The organism is Streptomyces erythrochromogenes (genome assembly GCF_036170895.1).
GTDB classification, from domain to species: domain Bacteria; phylum Actinomycetota; class Actinomycetes; order Streptomycetales; family Streptomycetaceae; genus Streptomyces; species Streptomyces erythrochromogenes.
The window spans coordinates 3,899,067-3,919,862 of the sequence record NZ_CP108036.1 but is presented as its reverse complement, the minus strand read 5'-3'; the positions used below and the strand labels follow the sequence as shown (position 1 = coordinate 3,919,862).

Below are 20,796 nucleotides of genomic sequence, written 5' to 3'. Positions count from 1 at the left end.
CTAACCCGGTCTGGCTCCTCCCCCCCCGAGTCGGACCGTGGGGACGACCCCCGCTCTCCCCCCCGGCGGGGGTCGTCGCATGTCCGGACGCGGTTCGCGTCCCCGGCTTCGGCCCCGATCGACCATCTCCTCGGCCCTTCCTCTTGTGCGGGGCCCGCCTGTCGCAGTCCCTCATCACGTCAGACTTGTGACGCTGCGTAGTTGTTCCCGTGCGCTCCGGAACTCACCTGTGAGGGTGACCGGGTTATTCACAATCGATGGGTTGTCCACAGTTATTGGGCAAGATCCACTTCTTTTTCCTGATCGCTGCACGGTGATTCCAGCCGCGAAGTCCGCGGTGCTGGGATTTGCAGTGAGAAGGGGGCGGAGATCGTGGCTCGATCGAAGTCGTGCGAAACGCCGAAGTCCGTGATGACCGGAAGGGCGGCAGGGGCGGGGGCCACCGCCGCATCGGCGTCCGCGGCCGGGGCCGCCGGAGGCCGGCCGCTGATCATCACCGAAGACCCCCTGCTGCTCGACGACTTGCTGAGGCTGTGCGCGGCGGCCGGGGCCGAGCCGCACGTGCTCCATGCGGTGCCCGGACGCAGCGGTGCGGTCGTGGAAGCGGAGGGCGGACCCGCCGGCAGCGGGGCGGATCCGACGGATTTTTCAACTGGCTTCAACCATGGGGGAGTTGGCTGGGATTCGGCCCCGCTCGTGCTGGTCGGGGACGACGCCGCGGGGCGCGTGCGGGGCGCGCCGCGCAGGACCGGGGTCTTCCTCGTCGGGCGGAACCTGGACGACCCCCTCGTGTGGCAACGGGCGCTGGAGATCGGCGCCGAGGAGGTGCTGCGCCTCCCCGATGCCGAGAGCCGGCTCGTGGACCGGATCGCCGATGTCGTCGAGGGGGCCGGACGGCCCGCCCTCGCCGTCGGGGTGATCGGGGGCAGCGGCGGCGCGGGAGCCTCCACGCTCGCCTGCGCCCTCGCCGTCCGGGCCGCCCGCGCCGGTGAGCGGACCATGCTCATCGACGGCGACCCCCTGGGCGGCGGCATGGACGTACTGCTCGGCGGCGAGGGCGCCGAAGGGCTGCGCTGGCCGGACTTCGCGGCCTCCCGGGGACGGGTGGGCGCCGGAGCGCTGGAGGAGTCCCTGCCCGAACTGCACGAACTGCGGGTGCTCAGCTGGGACCGCGGCGACCGGGTGGTCGTGCCGCCGGCCGCCGTCCGCTCGGTGGTGGCCGCTGCGCGCCGCCGGGGCGGCGTCGTCGTGGTCGACCTTCCGCGCCGGGTGGACGAGGCCGTGGCCGAGGTGCTGGCCCAGCTCGACCTGGTGCTGATGGTGGTGCCGGGCGAGCTGCGGTCGGTGGCCGCGGCGGGCCGGGTGGCCGCCGGGGTGCGGATGGTGGCCCGGGACGTCCGCGTCGTCGTACGGGGCCGCTGCCCGGGCGGACTCGATCCGGACGCCGTGGCAGGGCTGTTGGGGGCGCCGCTGGCCGGTGAGGTGCCCGTCGAGGTGGGGCTCCCGGGGCGGGTGGCGGAGGGGGAGCCGCCGGGGTCCCAGGGACGCAGCGCCCTGGCCCGCTTCTGCGACGGCTTCTGGCAGCGGGCCCTCGGCGCCGGTCAGGAGGTGCCGGCATGAGCGCGGTACTGCTGGACGCGGTGCGCCGACGGCTCGCCGAGAGCGGGGCGGAGCCGACCCCGGCGCGGGTTGCGGCGGCCCTGCGCGCCCAGGGCCGGCTGCTGGGCGACGAGGAAGTGCTCGGTGCGGCTGCCGAGTTGCGCTCCGAACTGGTCGGCGCGGGCCCTCTGGAGCCGCTCCTGGCCGACGCGGAGGTGACCGACGTGCTGGTGGCCGCCCCCGACCGGGTGTGGGTGGACCGCGGTGGCGGGCTGGAGCTGACCGGAGTGACCTTCGCCGATGCGGGGGCCGTCCGCCGGCTCGCCCAGCGGCTGGCCGCCGTGGCTGGGCGGCGTCTCGACGACGCCCGGCCCTGGGTGGACGCCCGGATGCCCGACGGCACCCGGCTGCATGCCGTGCTGCCGCCGGTCTCGGTCGGCTCGGCCTGTCTGTCGCTGCGGGTGGTGCGGCCAAGGGCGTTCACGCTGGAGGAGCTCGTCGCGGCGGGGACGCTGCCGCCGGGCGGGCAGCGGCTGCTGCGGGACATGGTCGAGGCCCGGCTGTCCTTCCTCGTCTCCGGTGGGACGGGAACCGGCAAGACCACCCTGCTCAGCGCCCTGTTGGGGCTGGTGGGCCCGGGCGAGCGGATCGTGCTGGCCGAGGATTCGGCCGAGCTGCGCCCCGACCATCCGCACGTGGTGCGGCTGGAGACCCGGCCGGCCAACCAGGAGGGGGCGGGGCTGGTCACGCTGGCGGACCTGGTGCGGCAGGCGCTGCGGATGCGGCCCGACCGGCTGGTGGTCGGCGAGGTGCGGGGAGCCGAGGTGGCGGACCTGCTCGCCGCCCTGAACACCGGCCACGAGGGGGGCTGCGGCACGGTGCACGCCAATGCCGCCGCGCACGTCCCGGCCCGGCTGGAGGCGCTGGGCTCGGCCGCAGGGCTCGACCGGGGCGCTCTGCACAGCCAGTTGGCCGCCGCGCTCACCCTGGTGCTGCACCTGGTGCGGGACAGGGAGGGGCGGCGCCGGGTGGCCGAGGTGCACGTGCTGGAGCGGGACGCCGCCGGACTGGTGGTGACCGTGCCCGCGCTGAGGTGGGCCGCCCGGGGCTTCGTGCGGGAGCAGGGCTGGGAGCGGCTGCGGCCGCTGCTGCGAGGTGCCCGGTGAGCGCCGGGGCGGGGCTGCCGCTGCCGCTGTTCGCCGGGGTGCTGTGCGCGGGCGCGGCCGCCTGGGGGATCACCGGGTGCGACCGGGCCTCCCGGCGGGCCCGGGTGGTGCTCGCCGGAGGCGGCGAGCCGCTCGGGTGCGGGCCGCCGCGCCGGGAGCTGCTGCTGGGCGCCCTGCGGGTGCGGGCCGTGCGCTGGCGGGAGTGGGCCTGCCTCGGGGCCGGGCTGGTGATCGCGGTCCTGGGAGGGTCGGTGCTCCCGCTGCTGGCCGGAGCGGCCGCGGTACCCCTGGTACGGCGGTGGCTGCGGGTGCGGGCGCGCGAGAGGGCCCGCACCGCGCGGGCCGCCGAGGTGGTGGCCCTGTGCGGGGCGGCGGTGGGTGAGCTGCGGGCGGGGGCCCAGCCCGGGCAGGCGCTGATGGCGGCGATGCGGCGGACGGCCGCGGGTCCCGGCGGGCCGGGTGCGGCGGAGGCGGGGGTGCTGGCCGCCGCGGCGTTCGGCGGGGACGTGCCCGGGGCGCTGCGCCAGGCGGCGCGGGAGCCCGGCGCGGAGGGGCTGGCCGGGATGGCCGCCTGCTGGCGGGTGTCGGTGGACGGCGGTGCGGGGCTGGCCGCCGGGCTGGACCGGCTGGAGGGTGCCCTGCGGGCCGAGCGGGACCGGCAGGAGTCCCTGCGGGCCCAGTTGGCGGGGGCGCGGTCGACGGTGCTGGTGCTCGCCCTGCTGCCCCTGGTGGGCCTGCTGATCGGCACCGGGCTGGGCGCGGATCCGCTGCGGGTCCTGCTCCACACCCCGATGGGGTGGGGCTGTCTGCTGGCGGGCGGGGTGCTGGAGGCGCTGGGGCTGCTGTGGTGCCGGCGGATCGTCCGGGCGGGGGAGCGGTGATGGCCGGCTTCTTCGTCCACAGGCTGGGGATCGTCCTGGGCGCGGCGGCCGTCCTGTGGATGGTGTCGGCGGTGGCGGCGCGGGTCAGGGCGCGCGCCGTCCGGCGCAGGGCCGCGGTGCTGCTGGGGGTGCGGCCGGGGTCGCGCGGGCCGGTGTCCGGCTCCGCGCTGCGGGGAGCGGCGGTGGCATGGGCGGCTCCGGCCGGGGCGCTGCTGGCGGGCTGGGTGCTCGTCGGCGGTGTGGCCGGTGTGGTCGTCGGCTGTCTGGCCGCGGTCGTGGTGCGGCGCCTGCGGGCCGGGCCGCGTCCGCCGGCCGGGGTGGATCCGCGGGAGGCGGAGCGCCAGTTGCCGTTCGCCGCCGATCTGCTGGCCGCGTGCCTGGCGGCCGGAGCCGGGCCGGTGGAGGCCGCGGAGGTGGTGGGGGAGTCGCTGGGCGGCCCGGTGGGCGAGCGGCTCGCGAGCGCCGGGGCGGAGCTGCGGCTCGGCGGCGAACCGGGCGACGGGTGGGGGAGGTTGGCGCAGATACCGGGTGCCCGGGCGCTCGCCGAATGCCTGGAGCGGGCCGCGCGGACCGGGGCGCCCGCGGCGGAGCCGATGTCCCGCCTCGCCTCCGGGCTCCGGGAGGACCGGGCCCGCCGCGCCGGGGCCAGGGCGCAGCGGGCGGCAGTCCTCGTCACCGCACCGGTGGGGCTGTGCTTCCTCCCCGCATTTCTTTCGATCGGGGTCGCGCCGGTGGTGATCGGTATGGCCTCGGGACTTCTCTCGAACCCCTGAAGTCGCATTGACCACACATCAACAAGGGAAATCCACAGGAGGTTGCCATGAGGATCATCTGGTTTCGTGTACGGGCGGCGCTCGTCGGCCGCGGGAGCGACGCGGGGATGTCCACTTCGGAATACGCCATGGGCACGATCGCGGCCTGCGCATTCGCGGCCGTTCTCTACAAGGTGGTGACGAGCGAAGTCGTCGCCACGGCGCTTCAGTCGACCATCGGGAAGGCGCTCGATGTGCCGTTCTGAGGAGAGGTCCGGGAGGGGCCGGGGAAAACGGGACCGGGGATATGTGACGGCGGAGGCCGCCCTGGTGATTCCGGCGCTGGTGCTCTTCGCGGCGTCGCTGGTGTGGGCCCTGATGGCGGCTGCCGGACAGATCCGGTGCGTGGACGCGGCCCGGGCCGGTGCCCGGGCGGCGTCCAGGTCGGAGCCGGCGGAGGTGGCGGTGGCGGCGGCTCGCGAGGCCGCGCCGCCGGGGGCGCGGGTGGAGCTGGAGCGGGTGGGCGACCTTTGGCGGGTCCGGGTGGCGGCGCCCGCTCCGGGGCCGGCCGGGATCCCGCTGCGGCTGGGCGCGCAGGCGGTGGCACTCGCCGAGGACAGCGTGGGGCCGCCGCCGTGAGCCGGGACCGGGACCGGGGCTCGGCCACGGTCTGGGCGGCGCTGGTGGCGACGGTGCTGGGCGCGGTGTTCGCGGGGGTGCTGCTGCTCGGCCAGGCCGTCGTGGCCCGTCACCGGGCGGCGGCGGCAGCGGACCTGGCGGCGCTCGCGGCGGCGGCCACCTGGGCGCACGGGCCGGACACCGCCTGCGCCACGGCGCTCCGGGTGGCCCGGGCGCAGGGCGCGGCGCTCGCGGGGTGCCGCCTCGGGGGCGAGGTCGCCGAGGTGGCCGCCCGGGTCGCGGCGGGCCCGTTCGAGCCCGAGATCCGGGCCCGCGCGGGTCCGCCCCGGGAGCCGCCGGGCTGAGGGCTCCGCAGGGGCCCGTACGGGCGGCGTCCGGGAGAACCCGCCCGAGGGTGCGTCCCCGGACGGGTCAGGGGGCGGGGGACGGGGTCTGCGGGGATTCGGAGAGGAGGCGGGTGAGGAGGCGGATGGCGCCGCGCTTGTGGAGGGGGTCGTTGCCGTTGCCGCACTTGGGGGACTGGATGCAGGAGGGGCAGCCGGCCTCGCACTCGCAGGCGGCGATGGCGTCGCGGGTGGCCGTCAGCCAGGCGCCGGCCGTGTGGAAGGCCCGCTCCGCGAAGCCGGCGCCGCCGGGGTGGCCGTCGTAGACGAAGACCGTGGGGAGGAGGGTGTCGGGATGCAGCGGCACGGACACGCCGCCGATGTCCCAGCGGTCGCAGGTGGCGAACAGCGGCAGCATGCCGATGGAGGCGTGTTCCGCGGCGTGCAGGGCCCCGCCGAGGATCTCCGGGTTGATCCGGGCCTCGTCGAGCTGGTCCTCGGTCACCGTCCACCAGACGGCCCTGGTGCGCAGGGTGCGGGGCGGCAGGTCCAGCTTGGCCTCGCCGAGGACCTCGCCGGTGATCAGTTTGCGGCGCAGGTAGGAGACGACCTGGTTGGTCACCTCCACGGAGCCGAAGCAGAGCCGGGCCGAGCCCCAGGGGATCTCGGTCTCGGTTTCCAGGATGGAGATGGAGGTGGTGTCACGGGCCGTGGTGGAGAAGGGCGGGTCCGCCGCCTCCACGAGGGCCGCCGAGCCCTCCAGGTCCAGGTGCCGCACCAGATACGTACGGCCCTGGTGGAGGTGGACGGCCCCCTCGTGGACGGCGGTATGAGCCGCCGACTCGTCGACCGTGCCCAGCAGCCGGCCGGTGGAGGCCTCGACGATCTGCACCGGGCGGCCGCCGCCGCCCCGGATGTCGGTCAGGTCCGAGGCCCGCTCCCGGCGGGTCCAGTGCCAGCCGGCCGCCCGGCGGCGCAGCAGCTTCGCCGCCTCGAGCTGGGGGAGGAGCTCCTCGGTGGCCGGGCCGAAGAGCTCCAGGTCCGCTTCGGTCAGCGGGAGCTCCTCCGCGGCCGCGCACAGGTGGGGTGCGAGGACGTACGGGTTGTCGGGGTCCAGGACGGTGGCTTCCACCGGTTGGCGGAACAGCGCTTCCGGATGGTGGACCAGATAGGTGTCGAGCGGATCGTCCCGGGCGATCAGCACGGCCAGGGCGCCCTGGCCCGAGCGTCCGGCCCGGCCCGCCTGCTGCCACAGGGAGGCCCGCGTGCCCGGGTATCCGGTGATCAGTACGGCGTCCAGGCCGGAGACGTCCACGCCCAGCTCCAGGGCGGTCGTGGCGGCCAGCCCCAGCAGCTCGCCGGAGTGCAGGGCCCGCTCCAGGGCCCGGCGCTCCTCGGGCAGGTAGCCGCCCCGGTAGGCCGCGACCCGCCGGGGCAGGGACCGGTCCACCTCCGCGAGGCGTTCCTGCGTGATCACGGAGATCAGCTCGGCGCCGCGCCGGGAGCGCACGAACGCGACCGTACGGACGCCTTGGACCACCAGGTCGGTCAGCAGGTCGGCGGTCTCCGCGGTGGCCGTACGGCGTACGGGAGCGCCCCTCTCGCCCCGCAGCTCGGTGAGCAGCGGCGGCTCCCACAGGGCGAAGACCACCTCGCCGCGCGGTGAGGCGTCGTCGGTGATCTCCGTCACCGGTAGCCCGGTCAGCCGGGACGCGGCGGCCGCCGGGTCGCTGGCGGTGGCGGAGGCCAGCAGGAACACCGGGTCGGAGCCGTAGCGGGCGCACAGCCGCCGCAGCCGGCGCAGGACCTGTGCCACGTGGGAGCCGAATACCCCGCGGTAGGTGTGGCACTCGTCGATCACCACGTAGCGCAGGGCGCGCAGGAAGGAGGACCAGCGCGGGTGGGCCGGGAGGATCCCGCGGTGCAGCATGTCGGGGTTGGTCAGGACGTAGTTCGCGTACTGGCGCACCCATTCGCGCTCCTCGACGGGCGTGTCCCCGTCGTAGACCGCGGGGCGGACGGCGTTGCCCAGGGGGGCGGCCAGATCCCGTACGGCCCGCCGCTGGTCGGCCGCCAGGGCCTTGGTGGGGGCCAGGTAGAGGGCGGTCGCGCCCCTGCCGTTCGGCGCCTGTGCGCCGTCCGCGAGGGCCGAGAGGACCGGCGCGAGGTAGGCCAGGGACTTGCCCGAGGCGGTGCCGGTGGCCACGACCACGGATTCGCCGTCCAAGGCGCGTTCGGCGGCCGCGGCCTGGTGTTCCCACGGATGGGCGATCCCGGCGGACTGGATCGCGGCTACTACATCCGTTCGGATGCGGTCGGGCCAGACTGCATGACGGCCCTCCCGAGGGGGCAAGTGCTCCGTATGGGTGATGCGCGCAGACCGGAAAGGCCCCCGTGACAGGCGGTCCAGGACCGTGCCGGGGGTGGGTCGGGAGTCCGCGTCTGCCGTGGGCCGTCCGGGACCGTGAGTGTTGGCCATCGGAACCGAGTGTGTCACCGGCGTGCGGGACAATGGTCGGAAGGCGTCGTGCGCGCCTGCCGGTAAGTGATTGAATGCCATTGCGGCAGCCAATCCCTCACCTACCTTCGGGTGGGGAGGCCCCTGGGGGGCGCCGCTCGATAGCAAGGTGCTGGAGGATCCGTGGACCTGTCCCTGTCGACTCGCACTGTCGGCGACCGTACGGTCGTGGAGGTCGGTGGCGAGATTGATGTGTATACCGCGCCCAAGCTGCGCGAGCAGTTGGTCGAGTTGGTGAACGACGGCAGCTACCACCTGGTCGTCGACATGGAGCGAGTGGACTTCCTCGACTCCACCGGACTTGGTGTGCTCGTGGGAGGTCTCAAGCGCGTCCGCGCGCACGAGGGTTCGCTCCGCCTGGTGTGCAACCAGGAGCGCATCCTGAAGATCTTCCGCATCACCGGTCTGACCAAGGTGTTCCCGATCCACACCACGGTGGACGACGCCGTCAACGCCACCGACTGACGGCTCCAGGCGGCCCCCGGCAGTCTCCGGGCAGCTGGGGGCCGGCAAGGAGAGCGGGGGTGCCGGGCCATGGATGGCCCGGGCCCCTGTCAAGGCACGCCCGTAGTCCGAGGGGGACGCGCATGGCCACCGTTGAACTGCGCTTCAGCGCCCAGCCCGAACACGTCCGGACGGCCCGCCTGGTCGCGGCCGCCGTGGCGCGCAGGGCCGGCGTGGAAGAAGCCGTCCTCGACGAGGTCCGCCTCGCCGTGGGCGAAGCCTGTTCGCGTGCCGTCGGACTCCACCGGAGCAACGGCCTGACCGCGCCCGTCCGGGTGGTGCTGACCGAAGAGGACAAGACGTTCTCCATCGAGGTCGGCGACGAGGTTCCCGGCCCGGCCGGGATCCCGGCCGACACCGTGTCCGGGATCGCCGCGGTCCAGGAGTCCGACGGGGACACCGAGGACGAGATGGGGCTCGCGGTGATCAGCGGGCTCGTCGACGACGTCGAGGTGACCAGTGGGGAATCGGGCGGGAGCATCCGGATGAGCTGGCCCGTCCCGGCGCCCTCCGACCTTCCTTGAGATCCACCCCGCGCATTCCCTCCTATCTTCTGATCTTTATCAAGGCCCTGCTGAGCAGGGCCTTTTTCATTTCCCTAGATCAATGAGCATCCGTCAATGCCTTTGCCCCATTACTACTTTCGAGGGTAATGGAGTGACGCGATCTATTGCTGAGGAGCAGGACCACGCCAATTGCGTTTCCTGCGCACTGTTTTGATCGGGGTGCGCTCCCTACAATCCGTCCACATCTTGAGCTCATCACGTCAAGGAGGACGAATGACGGGGCTCTTCACCCCTCTCGCGCCGGATAGCACCGCTGATCTGGCATCCGCAGTACTCACCGATGACAATCGGCTCATCGTGATGGTCATTGCGGCCGTGGCACTCGCCGCACTCGTCGTCGCGCAGATCCTGGTCCGCCAGGTCCTCGCCGCCGACGAGGGAACCGACAGCATGAAGAAGATCGCGGCCGCCGTCCAGGAAGGCGCCAACGCCTACCTCGGCCGGCAGCTGCGCACCCTCGGCATCTTCGCCGTCGTGGTCTTCTTCCTGCTCTTCCTGCTCCCCGCCGACGACTGGAACCAGCGGGCGGGACGTTCCGCCTTCTTCCTCGTCGGCGCCATCTTCTCGGCGGCCACCGGCTACATCGGCATGCGCCTCGCGGTCCGCGCCAACGTGCGCGTCGCCGCCGCCGCGCGCCGGGCCACCCCGGCCGAGGGGGAGCCCGCCAAGGACCTGACCGAGGTCTCCCACCAGGCGATGAAGATCGCCTTCCGCACGGGTGGCGTGGTCGGCATGTTCACCGTCGGCCTCGGCCTCTTCGGCGCCTCCTGCGTCGTCCTGGTCTACGCCGCGGACGCCCCCAAGGTCCTGGAGGGCTTCGGTCTCGGAGCCGCCCTGATCGCGATGTTCATGCGCGTGGGCGGCGGAATCTTCACCAAGGCCGCCGACGTCGGCGCCGACCTGGTCGGCAAGGTCGAACAGGGCATTCCGGAGGACGACCCGCGCAATGCCGCGACCATCGCCGACAACGTGGGCGACAACGTCGGAGACTGCGCCGGAATGGCGGCCGACCTCTTCGAGTCCTACGCCGTCACCCTCGTGGCCGCGCTCATCCTCGGCAAGGCGGCCTTCGGCGACCTGGGCCTGGCCTTCCCGCTGATCGTCCCCGCCATCGGCGTCATCACTGCGATGATCGGCATCTTCGCGGTCTCCCCGCGCCGAAGCGACCGCAGCGGCATGACCGCCATCAACCGCGGTTTCTTCATCTCGGCCGTGATCTCCCTGGTGCTGGTCGCGATCGCCGTCTACGCCTACCTGCCGTCCAGCTACAAGGACCTCGTCGGCGTCGAGAACGCGGCGATCACCAACCACTCCGGTGACCCGCGCGTCCTGGCCGTCGTCGCCGTCGCCATCGGCATCGTGCTGGCGGCCCTGATCCAGCAGCTGACCGGCTACTTCACCGAGACCAACCGCCGTCCCGTCCGGGACATCGGCAAGTCCTCCCTGACGGGAGCCGCCACCGTCGTCCTCGCCGGAATCTCCGTCGGCCTGGAGTCCGCCGTCTACACGGCGCTGCTGATCGGCCTCGGCGTCTACGGGGCGTTCCTGCTCGGCGGTACGTCGATCCTGCTCGCGCTCTTCGCGGTGGCCCTGGCCGGTACCGGTCTGCTCACCACCGTCGGCGTCATCGTCGCCATGGACACCTTCGGGCCCGTCTCCGACAACGCCCAGGGCATCGCCGAGATGTCCGGCGACGTCGAGGGCGCCGGCGCGCAGGTCCTGACCGACCTGGACGCCGTCGGCAACACCACCAAGGCCATCACCAAGGGCATCGCCATCGCGACGGCCGTGCTCGCCGCCGCCGCGCTCTTCGGCTCGTACAACGACGCGATCGCCGTCGCGGTCAAGGAAGTCGGCGCCAAGGCCGGGGAGCTGAACCTCAGCCTGGACATCGCCCAGCCCAACAACCTCGTCGGGCTGATCCTGGGCGCGGCCGTGGTCTTCCTGTTCTCCGGACTCGCCATCAACGCCGTCTCCCGCTCCGCGGGCGCGGTGGTCTACGAGGTGCGCCGCCAGTTCCGCGAGCACCCCGGGATCATGGACTACAGCGAGAAGCCCGAGTACGGGCGCGTCGTCGACATCTGCACCAAGGACGCGCTGCGCGAGCTCGCCACGCCCGGCCTGCTCGCCGTACTGACGCCGATCGCGGTCGGCTTCAGCCTCGGTGTGGGCGCCCTCGGGTCCTTCCTCGCCGGCGCCATCGGCACGGGCACGCTGATGGCGGTCTTCCTCGCCAACTCCGGCGGCGCGTGGGACAACGCGAAGAAGCTGGTCGAGGACGGCCACCACGGCGGCAAGGGCAGCGAGGCCCATGCGGCGGTCGTCATCGGCGACACGGTCGGCGACCCGTTCAAGGACACCGCCGGTCCCGCGATCAACCCGCTGCTCAAGGTCATGAACCTGGTGGCGCTGCTGATCGCCCCCGCCGTCGTGCAGTTCAGCTACGGCGCGGACACCAGCCCGACCGTACGGGCGATCGTCGCGGTCCTCGCGATCGGCGTCATCGTCGGCGCGGTGTACGTCTCCAAGCGCCGCGGCATCGCCGTGGGCGACGAGAACGACGGGACGGCCGAGCGGGTGGCCCAGTCGGCCGACCCGGCGACGGTCTCCTGACCGACGCCCCGGCCGAAGGACGGGCCGGGCCGGGCAGGGCCGGCCGTGCGCCCGAACGGCGGACAGGCGGCGCGGACTGACGCGCCGTCTGTCCGCCTTTGTGCGTCCTCGGATGGCAGGCGTGTATCTTCCGGGCCGAGAGCCTTCGAAGGGACCAATCCGGTGAACAAGAAGCTTGCGGCCGCGTTGTCGGGCAGTGCGGTGCTGATGCTCGTCCTGTCCGGCTGCGGCGGGGACGACGGCGACGAGAAGGCCAACGCCTGGGCCAAGAAGGTCTGCGACCAGTGGCAGCCCGAACTCAAGAAGATCGAGACCGCCAACGCCGACATCAAGCGCGTGGCCACGGAGAGCAGCAAGCCCGACGAGGTCAAGCAGACCGACGCGGCGGCCTTCGCGACCATGTCCGAGTCGTACAAGACGATGGGCAGCGCCCTGCAGCAGGCGGGCGTGCCGCCGGTCAAGAACGGCGCCACGACCCAGGAGGCGGCGGTGAAGGGCTTCGAGGCGACCTCCAAGGGGTACGCCGACCTGAAGGCCAAGATGGACGCCCTCGACCCGGCGGACCAGACGAAGTTCGCCGACGGCCTCAAGGAGGTCGCGGGCGGTCTGCAGGAGGCGACGAAGGGCGGCCAGGACGCCCTCGCCACGCTCAACGCGGGCGGCCTCGACAAGGCCATCAACAGCCAGAAGGGCTGCCAGGTCGCGGCGACCTCGGCATCGCCCAAGTAACCGGCCCGCAGGGCGCGTACCGCGCCGTACGAGGACCCGGGCGGCCGGGCTCCCGCGAGGGAGCCAGGCCGCCCTTTCGTGCATCTGGGCCCGCGGTGACCGGCGCGACGGGCCCCAGCGGACACAATGGGCGGGTGAGTACCACCAGCCTCCCCACCCCCGACCACGCCGCCGAACTCCGCAGCGCGATGCTGGCCGCCGGCTTCACCGCCGACGGGCTGCTCGACCTGCTCGGCGCACCCGCCTACGCCGCGCTGGCCCGTAGTGAGACGGTCCCCGCCCTGCGCGCCACCCGGGGCGGGGGCGACGGCCCGCTCGCGACCCTGGTCCGGCTGTTCCTGCTCCAGCAGCCCGTGCCGTACGTGCACGCCGCGGCGGCGATGCCGGTCGAGGCCGCCCTGGCCGACGGCTGGCTGCGGCGCGAGGGCGACGAGGTGCACGCCACCGTCGACGTGCGCCCGTACGGCGGCCCCGACGGCGAGGACTGGTTCATCGTCTCGGACCTCGGCTGCGCCGTCGGCGGGGCCGGCGGGATCGGCAGCCGGGAGGAGGGCGTCGTCCTCGGCGTCGGCGGAGCCTCCACCACGCTGGCCGGGATCACCGTGCGCACCCCGGTCGGCTCCGCCCTCGACGTCGGCACCGGCTCCGGCATCCAGGCGCTGCACGCCACCCGGCACGCGACGCGGGTCACCGCCACCGACGTCAACCCCAGGGCCCTCGGATTCACCCGTTTGACGCTGGCCCTCTCCGGGGCGCCGGAGGCCGAGCTGCTCACCGGCTCGCTCTTCGAGCCGGTCGGCGAGGCGACGTACGACCTGATCGTGTCGAACCCGCCGTTCGTGATCTCCCCGGGCGCCCGGCTGACGTACCGCGACGGCGGAATGGGCGGCGACGACCTGTGCCGGACCCTGGTCCAGGAGGCGGGCGCACGGCTCAACCCCGGCGGGTACGCGCAGTTCCTCGGCAACTGGCAGCACGTGGAGGGCGAGGACTGGCACGACAGGCTCCGCTCCTGGGTGCCGCGCGGCTGCGACGCCTGGATCGTCCAGCGCGACGTGCAGGACGTCACGCAGTACGCGGAGCTGTGGCTGCGCGACGCCGGCGACCACCGCGCCGACCCCGACGCGTACGCGCAGCGCTACGAGGACTGGCTGGACGAGTTCGAGGCCCGCAAGACCAGGAGCGTCGGCTTCGGGTGGATCACCTTGCGCCGGACGGACGCGGCCGAGCCCTCGATCGTGGTCGAGGAGTGGCCGCACAGCGTGGAGCAGCCGCTCGGCGAGGCCGTCCTCGCCCACTTCGCCCGTCAGGACTACCTGCGCGAGCACGACGACGCGGCCCTGCTGGAGGCCCGCTTCGTGCTGGTCGAGGAAGTGGTCCAGGAGCAGGTCGGCCCGCCCGGCGCGGAGGACCCCGAACACGTCGTGCTCCGGCAGAACCGCGGAATGCGGCGCGCCACCAAGGTCGACACGGTCGGTGCGGGCTTCGCGGGAGTGTGTGACGGCTCACTGAGCGCCGGGCGGATCCTGGACGCGATCGCGCAGCTGATGCAGGAGGACCCCGTCGTGCTGCGGGACCGGACTCCGGAGGCGATCCGGCTGCTGGTCGAGCAGGGCTTCCTGGAGCCCGTCGCGAGCCCCGGGCAGTAGCCGGCACCGTGATGTAACCCTGGGTTCGCCCGGCGTATCCCCAGGGCTGGCAGCGTGCCGTACAGCGGGGTCCGGGGGGTCCCGAGAGTGGCCCGGGGGTGAGGGGAACGGCGCGGAAAGCGGTCCGGCGATCTTCGCGGAGGCCGTGTTCCCGCTGTTCGGGGCCGCTCTGCAGGCCTGGACGGGAGCGCGCGCCGGCCGCCGTGCGCCGGTGGTCGGGAGTGCGCGCCCCGTCACGGTCGAACCACGGCTTCCGTTTTTCGGCGGGGCCTCGCCGGCCTTCGGGGGCCTGGCGCGCCGCACGGTTCCGGAGCCGCCGCGAGGGCCTCGCCGGCAGCCGCGGAACCGGCCCCGAAGCCCGGTGCGGCACGGGGTGCGAGTGCGGGGCCAGACGGCCCCGCGGCCACTCGGCCCGGTGATCGGGAAGGGTCCGGCGCGGCATCCGGGCGGCAGAAACGGCACTTGTCGGGTTACCGTTCGAGTGGCCGTTGCGGGCTTGTGCCGTTTGACACGGGGGCGGGTTGTACCGTCACACTCCGCAGCGTCGCCGTACTGCGACCGAGTGCCGACCGGAGAGAAGAGCCAAGTTGTCCCCGACTAGCGAGACCGCAAAGGGCGGCCGCCGACTCGTCATCGTCGAGTCCCCTGCCAAGGCGAAGACGATCAAGGGCTACCTCGGCCCGGGATACGTCGTCGAGGCGAGCGTCGGGCACATCCGCGACCTCCCGAACGGCGCGGCCGAGGTTCCCGACAAGTACACCGGTGAGGTCCGCCGCCTCGGCGTGGACGTCGAGCACGACTTCCAGCCGATCTACGTCGTCAACGCCGACAAGAAGGCCCAGGTCCGCAAGCTCAAGGAGCTGCTGGCCGAGTCCGACGAACTCTTCCTCGCCACCGATGAGGACCGCGAGGGCGAAGCCATCGCGTGGCACCTGCAGGAAGTCCTCAAGCCCAAGGTCCCCGTCCACCGGATGGTCTTCCACGAGATCACCAAGGACGCGATCCGCGACGCCGTCGCCAACCCGCGCGAGTTGAACCAGCGCATGGTCGACGCCCAGGAGACCCGCCGCATCCTCGACCGCCTCTACGGCTACGAGGTCTCGCCGGTCCTGTGGAAGAAGGTCATGCCGAAGCTGTCGGCGGGCCGCGTCCAGTCGGTGGCCACCCGCCTCGTCGTCGAGCGCGAACGCGAGCGCATCGCCTTCCGCTCCGCCGAGTACTGGGACCTGACCGGAACCTTCTCCACCGGCCGCGCCGGCGACGCCTCCGACCCCTCGACGCTGGTCGCCCGACTGAACACGGTCGACGGCAAGCGCATCGCGCAGGGCCGAGACTTCGGCTCGAACGGGCAGCTCAAGAGCGAGGTGCTGCACCTCGACGAGGCGAACGCGCGGGCGCTCGCCGCCGCACTGTCGGACACCTCGTTCGCCGTCCGCTCGGTCGAGTCCAAGCCGTACCGCCGCTCCCCGTACGCACCCTTCCGTACGACGACGCTCCAGCAGGAGGCCTCGCGCAAGCTGGGCTTCGGTGCGAAGGCGACGATGCAGGTGGCCCAGAAGCTGTACGAGAACGGCTTCATCACCTACATGCGTACGGACTCCACCACGCTGTCCGACACCGCGGTGTCGGCCGCCCGGGCGCAGGTCACCCAGCTCTACGGGGCCGACTACCTGCCGGAGAAGCCGCGCGTCTACGCGGGCAAGGTCAAGAACGCGCAGGAGGCGCACGAGGCGATCCGTCCTTCGGGTGATCGTTTCCGCACTCCGGCCGAGACGGGTCTGACCGGCGACCAGTTCCGCCTGTACGAGCTGATCTGGAAGCGCACCGTCGCCTCCCAGATGAAGGACGCGACCGGCAACAGCGTCACCGTGAAGATCGGCGGCCGGGCCTCGGACGGCCGCGACGCCGAGTTCAGCGCGTCCGGCAAGACGATCACCTTCCACGGCTTCATGAAGGCGTACGTCGAGGGCGCGGACGACCCGAACGCCGAGCTCGACGACCGCGAGCGGCGCCTGCCGCAGGTCGCGGAGGGCGACGCGCTGGCCGCCGAGGAGATCACGGCGGACGGCCACGCGACCAAGCCGCCGGCCCGCTACACCGAGGCCTCGCTGGTCAAGGAGCTCGAAGAGCGCGAGATCGGCCGGCCGTCGACGTACGCGTCGATCATCGGCACGATCCTCGACCGCGGCTACGTCTTCAAGAAGGGCACCGCGCTCGTCCCCTCGTTCCTCTCGTTCGCCGTGGTGAACCTGCTGGAGACGCACTTCGGGCGGCTCGTCGACTACGACTTCACCGCGAAGATGGAGGACGACCTCGACCGCATCGCGCGGGGCGAGGCCCAGTCCGTGCCGTGGCTGAAGCGGTTCTACTTCGGCTCCGAGGACGCCACCGAGGTCGTGCCGGCCGACGGCGACCACCTCGGCGGTCTGAAGGAGCTGGTCACGGACCTGGGCGCGATCGACGCCCGGGAGATCTCCTCCTTCCCGGTCGGCGAGGGCATCGTGCTGCGCGTCGGCCGCTACGGGCCGTACGTGGAGCGCGGCGAGAAGGACTCCGAGGGCCACCAGCGCGCCGACATCCCCGACGACATGGCTCCGGACGAGCTGACGGTCGCCTATGCGGAGGAGCTGTTCGCGAAGCCGAGCGGCGAGTTCCAGCTCGGCAAGGACCCGGTCAGCGGCAACGAGATCGTCGCCAAGGACGGCCGCTACGGCCCGTACGTGACGGAGATCCTGCCCGAGGGCACGCCGAAGACCGGCAAGAACGCGGTCAAGGCGCGCACGGCCTCGCTCTTCAAGACGATGAGCCTGGACACGGTCACCCTCGACGAGGCGCTGAAGCTGATGTCGCTGCCGCGCGTCGTCGGCGCGGACGCCGAGGGCGTGGAGATCACGGCCCAGAACGGCCGCTACGGCCCGTACCTGAAGAAGGGCACGGACTCGCGGTCGCTGGAGACCGAGGACCAGCTCTTCACGATCACGCTCGACGAGGCCCTGGCCATCTACGCGCAGCCCAAGCAGCGGGGCCGCGCCGCGGCCAAGCCGCCGCTGAAGGAGCTGGGCACCGACCCGGTCAGCGAGAAGCCGGTCGTGGTCAAGGACGGCCGCTTCGGTCCGTACGTGACGGACGGCGAGACGAACGCGACGCTGCGGCGGGACGACGACGTCGAGACGATCACGCCGGAGCGGGGCTACGAGCTGCTCGCGGAGAAGCGGGCGAAGGGCCCGGCCAAGAAGACGGCGAAGAAGACCGCCGCCAAGAAGGCCCCGGCGAAGAAGGCGACCGCGACGAAGACCGCGGCCGCGAAGAAGACGGCGGCCAAGAAGACGACGACCGCAAAGAAGACGGTCGCGAAGAAGACCGTCGCCAAGAAGACCGCGGCCAAGGAGACGGCCGCCGCCCCGGCGGACGAGTAGTCGCGTAGTCGCGACACGAGCCCCACGCGCAGCGTGGGGCTCGTGTGCGTCCGCCCGGCCGCATTCGGCCGGGCTGCTTCCCGGAAGGTGGGTCCGGGGTCACACCCGGCCTTGTCCACAGGCCTCCGCAGCCGCCAAGCGCAGCGGATAGGCTGGGCGGATGACGCGAGCCGAGCAGCCGGCGGTCGTGACCGCCCCGGCGAACCCCACCTACGACGAAGCCCTAGCCGCGGACTCCCGCGAGCGTGCGGTGCGCGCACTGCTGCGCACCCCCCGGCTGCGCCGCCTGTGGAGCGCCCAGTTGGTGAGCGGCATCGGTGATGCCCTCGCCCTGCTGGTGCTGGTTCTGCTGGCCCTTCAGGCGGCGGCCACCGAAGGGGCCTTCGGCGGCGGATACCGCGGTGCGGCCCTCGCCGTCGCCGCCGTCTTCGGCGTCCGGATCCTCGCCACGCTGCTCTTCGGCGCGGTCCTGCTCGGCCCGCTGGCCGGTCTCCTCGGCGCCGGCGGCAAGCTGGACCGCCGCTGGACGATGATCGGAGCCGACGGGGTCCGCCTCGGACTCTTCGTCGTCGCCCCGCTGTGGCTCGACTGGATCCCGGCCCACGCGCTCACCGCGCTGCTGGCCACCGTCTTCGTGGCAGGTGCCGCCGAACGGCTGTGGACGCTGGCCAAGGAGAGCGCGGCGCCCGCCCTGCTGCCGGAGCCGCCGCCGGAGGGGGCCACCGTACGGCCGCTCCCGGACCACATGGACGCCCTGCGGCGCCTGACCCTGCGTACGGCCTTCGCGGCGCTCCCCGTCGCGGCGGCCGCGCTGCTCGCCGCGACCCTCGTCGGCAAGGCCCTCGGCCTCGGCGTGGACTGGTTCGCCGCGAACCAGGCCGCCCTCGGCTCGTATGTGGCCGCCGGCCTCTTCGCCGCTTCCGTCTCGCTGCTGCTCCCGCTGGTGCTGCCCACCGGGGCGACCCCGAGGCCGCGTTCCCCGCTGGAGGGCCTGCGCGCCCCCAAGGCGGGAGACCGGCCGGACAAGGGCCGTACGGGCGCCGTCCCGCTGCTGGTCCTGAGCTGCGCCGCGGTCGCCGGAGCGGTGTCCTGCGCCGTCGCCGTGGCCGTCCTGCACGCCTTCGACCTGGGCGGGGGCCCGGCCGCCTTCGCGCTGTTCGTCCTCGCCCTCGTCGGCGGCACCGCCGTCGGCATCCGCGCCACCCAGGCCGGCAAGGTGCTGCCCGGCCTGTCCCGCCGCCGTCTGCTGGCCCTCGCCATAGCGGTGGCGGGCGTCGCGCTGCTGCTGAGCGGCCTCGTCCCGGACATGGCGACGGTGCTGTTCCTCTCGCTCCTCGCCGGCACCGCGGCGGGGGTCGCGGCCAACACCGGCCACACCCTGCTGGACCAGGAGACCGAGGAGTTCCGCCGGGCGCGGGTCACCGAGCACCTCCAGGCGGTCGTACGGGTGGCGGTGGCCGTCGGCGCCGTCGTCGCGCCCGTCCTGGCCGCGGTGCTCGGCCCGCACCGGCTCACCGGAGCCGAGATCGTCTTCTCGCACGGCGGGGCCGCCTTCACCCTGATGTTCGTCGGCGCGCTGCTGCTGCCCGTCGCCGTGGTCGTGCTCACCAAGGCCGACGACCGCCGCGGCGTGCCGCTGCGGCGCGACCTGCGCGACGCGCTGCGCGGCGGGGAGCCCGTACAGGCCCCGGCCGCCACCGGATTCTTCATCGCGCTGGAAGGCGGCGACGGAGCCGGGAAGTCCACCCAGGTCCAGGCACTGGCCGAGTGGATACGGGGCAAGGGGCACGAGGTCGTCGTGACCCGGGAGCCGGGCGCCACGCCCGTCGGCAAGCGGCTCCGCTCGATCCTGCTCGACGTGTCCTCGGCGGGACTGTCGAACCGCGCCGAGGCGCTGCTGTACGCGGCCGACCGCGCGGAGCACGTGGACACGGTGGTGCGCCCGGCGCTGAAGCGCGGCGCGATCGTCATCTCGGACCGCTACATCGACTCCTCGGTGGCCTACCAGGGCGCCGGCCGCGACCTCTCCCCGACGGAGATCGCCCGGATCTCGCGCTGGGCGACCGGCGGGCTCGTACCGAACCTGACCGTGCTGCTCGACGTGTCGCCGGAGGCGGCGCGGGAGCGGTTCACGGAGGCGCCGGACCGGCTGGAGTCGGAGCCGGCGGAGTTCCACCAGCGGGTGCGGTCCGGCTTCCTGACCCTCGCCGCGGCCGACCCCGGCCGCTACCTGGTGGTCGACGCCGGGCAGGACCCGGACTCGGTGACCACCGTCGTGCGGCACCGGCTGGACCGGATGCTCCCGCTGTCCGAGGCGGAGGTGGCCGCGCAGGCCGAGGCCCGGCGCCTCGCCGAGGAGGAGGCGCGGCGCAAGGCCGAGGAAGAGGCGGCGCGCAAGGCCGAGGAGGAGCGGCTGCGGGCCGAGGAGGAAGCGCGCAGGGCCCGTGAGGCCGAAGAGGCCCGGATCAGGGCCGAGGCCGAGGCCGCCCGCAAGGCGGAGGAGGAGCGGCTGCGGGCCGAGGAGGAGGCCCGGGCGCGGGCCGAGGCCGAGCGGCTGCGCGTGGAGGCCGAGGCGAAGGCGCGCGCGGCGGAGGCCGAGCGGCTGCGCAAGCAGGCCGAGGAGGAGGCCCGGCTGCGGGCCGAGGCCGAGGAGCGGCGCCTGGAGAAGCAGCGGCGGGCCGAGGAGGCCCTGCTGAAGGCCGAGGAGGCGCGCCGGCTGGTGGAGGCCTCGGCGGCCGAGGCCGCGGCGAAGGCGGCGGCTGCCGCTGCCGCCGCGGAGGCCCAGGCCGCCGCCGCGGCTGCAGCTCCGGCGGCTCCGGTTCCGGCGGCTCCGGCGTCCGGTCCCGCCGATTCGGCACCCAGGATCGACATGACGAAGGAGCCGCACCCGGACGACGCGGTGACGATCGAGACCCCGGCGGTCAAGCGGGTCGTTCGGCCCGACGACGTCACCCAGACCGTTCCGGTGCCCAAGGTCGACCCGGCGTCGGCGGCATCCGCCGTGGACGAGACCGCGGTGCTGCCGCCGGTGCGTCCGGCCGACGAGACGGCGGTGCTGCCTCCCGTACGCCCGGACGTCCCGCAGGGCTCCGGCCCGGGCAGCGGCGCCGGCAGCCGCCCGGGCACCGGCTCCGGCAGCGGCGGCCAGGCCCGGTCCGCCACGCGGCCGACGGCCCGGCGCCCCGAGGAGGACCCGGCCGACCGGGTGCCGTCGGGCATCTTCCGGGACTCCAGCAACGACCGGACGCGGGAACTGCCCGTCGTCGACGACGACGGCCGACCGAGCCGTCCCCGCCCGGACTGGGCGGAGGAGACCCCGCTCGACGACCTGCCGACGCTGGCGGACGAGCTGCTGGGCCGCCATCGCGACGACGAGGACGACGAGGGCGAAGGCCGAGCGCGCCGCCGCCGCTGACGGCGGCCGTAAGGGATTGTCGGTGG

15 protein-coding genes are annotated in these 20,796 nt (G+C 73.7%); 14 read left to right on the top strand and 1 reads right to left on the bottom strand.

The window, feature by feature from the left end; all coding sequences use genetic code 11:
• Nucleotides 1-411: 411 nt before the first annotated feature.
• Genes ssd through OHA91_RS17600 form a run of 7 tightly spaced genes read left to right on the top strand, consistent with a single transcriptional unit; the run spans nt 412 to nt 5,381 of the window.
• Entirely contained in the window at nt 412-1,620 is a 1,209-nt protein-coding gene (gene ssd, locus OHA91_RS17630) for a septum site-determining protein Ssd (RefSeq protein ID WP_266498945.1), read from the top strand.
• Nucleotides 1,617-2,765, top strand: coding sequence for a TadA family conjugal transfer-associated ATPase (locus OHA91_RS17625; RefSeq protein ID WP_266498944.1), 1,149 nt, complete (start codon nt 1,617-1,619; stop codon nt 2,763-2,765). Before ssd ends, OHA91_RS17625 begins: the two co-directional genes overlap by 4 nt.
• Entirely contained in the window at nt 2,762-3,646 is an 885-nt protein-coding gene (locus OHA91_RS17620) for a type II secretion system F family protein (protein WP_245240039.1), read from the top strand. The genes OHA91_RS17625 and OHA91_RS17620 overlap by 4 nt, the downstream gene beginning before the upstream one ends.
• Complete coding sequence (locus tag OHA91_RS17615) at nt 3,646-4,419, top strand: type II secretion system F family protein (protein ID WP_328739596.1); 774 nt, start codon at nt 3,646-3,648, stop codon at nt 4,417-4,419. The genes OHA91_RS17620 and OHA91_RS17615 overlap by 1 nt, the downstream gene beginning before the upstream one ends.
• 47 nt (nt 4,420-4,466) lie before the next feature.
• A complete protein-coding gene (locus tag OHA91_RS17610; protein WP_031147655.1) occupies nt 4,467-4,664 on the top strand; it encodes a DUF4244 domain-containing protein in 198 nt (65 codons plus the stop codon).
• Nucleotides 4,665-4,707: 43 nt separating this feature from the next.
• A complete protein-coding gene (locus OHA91_RS17605) occupies nt 4,708-5,037 on the top strand; it encodes a TadE family type IV pilus minor pilin (protein WP_031147656.1) in 330 nt (109 codons plus the stop codon).
• On the top strand, nt 5,034-5,381 hold the full coding sequence (locus OHA91_RS17600) for an Rv3654c family TadE-like protein (protein ID WP_328739595.1): 348 nt from the start codon (nt 5,034-5,036) through the stop codon (nt 5,379-5,381). Before OHA91_RS17605 ends, OHA91_RS17600 begins: the two co-directional genes overlap by 4 nt.
• Before the next feature lie 67 nt (nt 5,382-5,448).
• Here OHA91_RS17600 and OHA91_RS17595 read toward each other — a convergent pair whose 3' ends face one another.
• Nucleotides 5,449-7,920 carry a DEAD/DEAH box helicase gene (locus OHA91_RS17595; RefSeq protein ID WP_078959141.1) on the bottom strand — a complete coding sequence of 824 codons (2,472 nt, stop codon included), beginning with the start codon at nt 7,918-7,920 and terminating at the stop codon, nt 5,449-5,451.
• Nucleotides 7,921-8,001: 81 nt separating this feature from the next.
• On the opposite strand from OHA91_RS17595, the gene bldG reads away from it, so the two are divergent.
• From bldG to tmk, 7 genes are all read left to right on the top strand, one after another.
• The gene (gene bldG, locus OHA91_RS17590) at nt 8,002-8,343 is read left to right on the top strand and encodes an anti-sigma factor antagonist BldG (protein ID WP_030028781.1); all 342 of its coding nucleotides are present in this window, start codon (nt 8,002-8,004) and stop codon (nt 8,341-8,343) included.
• 122 nt (nt 8,344-8,465) lie between these two features.
• Nucleotides 8,466-8,906: an ATP-binding protein gene (locus tag OHA91_RS17585; protein WP_031147663.1), complete on the top strand. Its 441-nt coding sequence runs from the start codon at nt 8,466-8,468 to the stop codon at nt 8,904-8,906.
• A gap of 255 nt (nt 8,907-9,161) precedes the next feature.
• Complete coding sequence (locus OHA91_RS17580; protein WP_031147665.1) at nt 9,162-11,561, top strand: sodium-translocating pyrophosphatase; 2,400 nt, start codon at nt 9,162-9,164, stop codon at nt 11,559-11,561.
• 162 nt (nt 11,562-11,723) lie between these two features.
• A complete protein-coding gene (locus tag OHA91_RS17575; protein ID WP_266498934.1) occupies nt 11,724-12,290 on the top strand; it encodes a small secreted protein in 567 nt (188 codons plus the stop codon).
• 134 nt (nt 12,291-12,424) lie between these two features.
• Nucleotides 12,425-13,939: a DUF7059 domain-containing protein gene (locus tag OHA91_RS17570; protein WP_031147669.1), complete on the top strand. Its 1,515-nt coding sequence runs from the start codon at nt 12,425-12,427 to the stop codon at nt 13,937-13,939.
• 587 nt (nt 13,940-14,526) lie between these two features.
• Nucleotides 14,527-17,355: a type I DNA topoisomerase gene (gene topA, locus OHA91_RS17565; protein ID WP_328739594.1), complete on the top strand. Its 2,829-nt coding sequence runs from the start codon at nt 14,527-14,529 to the stop codon at nt 17,353-17,355.
• Nucleotides 17,356-17,515: 160 nt separating this feature from the next.
• Entirely contained in the window at nt 17,516-20,770 is a 3,255-nt protein-coding gene (gene tmk, locus OHA91_RS17560; protein ID WP_328739593.1) for a dTMP kinase, read from the top strand.
• Nucleotides 20,771-20,796 lie beyond the last annotated feature (26 nt).

Excerpts from the sequence above, each read along its gene's own strand:
- OHA91_RS17595 (WP_078959141.1), bottom strand. The coding sequence starts at position 7,920 with ATGGCATTCAATCACTTACCGGCAGGCGCGCACGACGCCTTCCGACCA.
- OHA91_RS17580 (WP_031147665.1), top strand. The coding sequence starts at position 9,162 with ATGACGGGGCTCTTCACCCCTCTCGCGCCGGATAGCACCGCTGATCTG.
- tmk (WP_328739593.1), top strand. The coding sequence starts at position 17,516 with ATGACGCGAGCCGAGCAGCCGGCGGTCGTGACCGCCCCGGCGAACCCC.
- OHA91_RS17610 (WP_031147655.1), top strand. The coding sequence starts at position 4,467 with ATGAGGATCATCTGGTTTCGTGTACGGGCGGCGCTCGTCGGCCGCGGG.
- OHA91_RS17615 (WP_328739596.1), top strand. The coding sequence starts at position 3,646 with ATGGCCGGCTTCTTCGTCCACAGGCTGGGGATCGTCCTGGGCGCGGCG.
- ssd (WP_266498945.1), top strand. The coding sequence starts at position 412 with ATGACCGGAAGGGCGGCAGGGGCGGGGGCCACCGCCGCATCGGCGTCC.
- OHA91_RS17585 (WP_031147663.1), top strand. The coding sequence starts at position 8,466 with ATGGCCACCGTTGAACTGCGCTTCAGCGCCCAGCCCGAACACGTCCGG.
- OHA91_RS17625 (WP_266498944.1), top strand. The coding sequence starts at position 1,617 with ATGAGCGCGGTACTGCTGGACGCGGTGCGCCGACGGCTCGCCGAGAGC.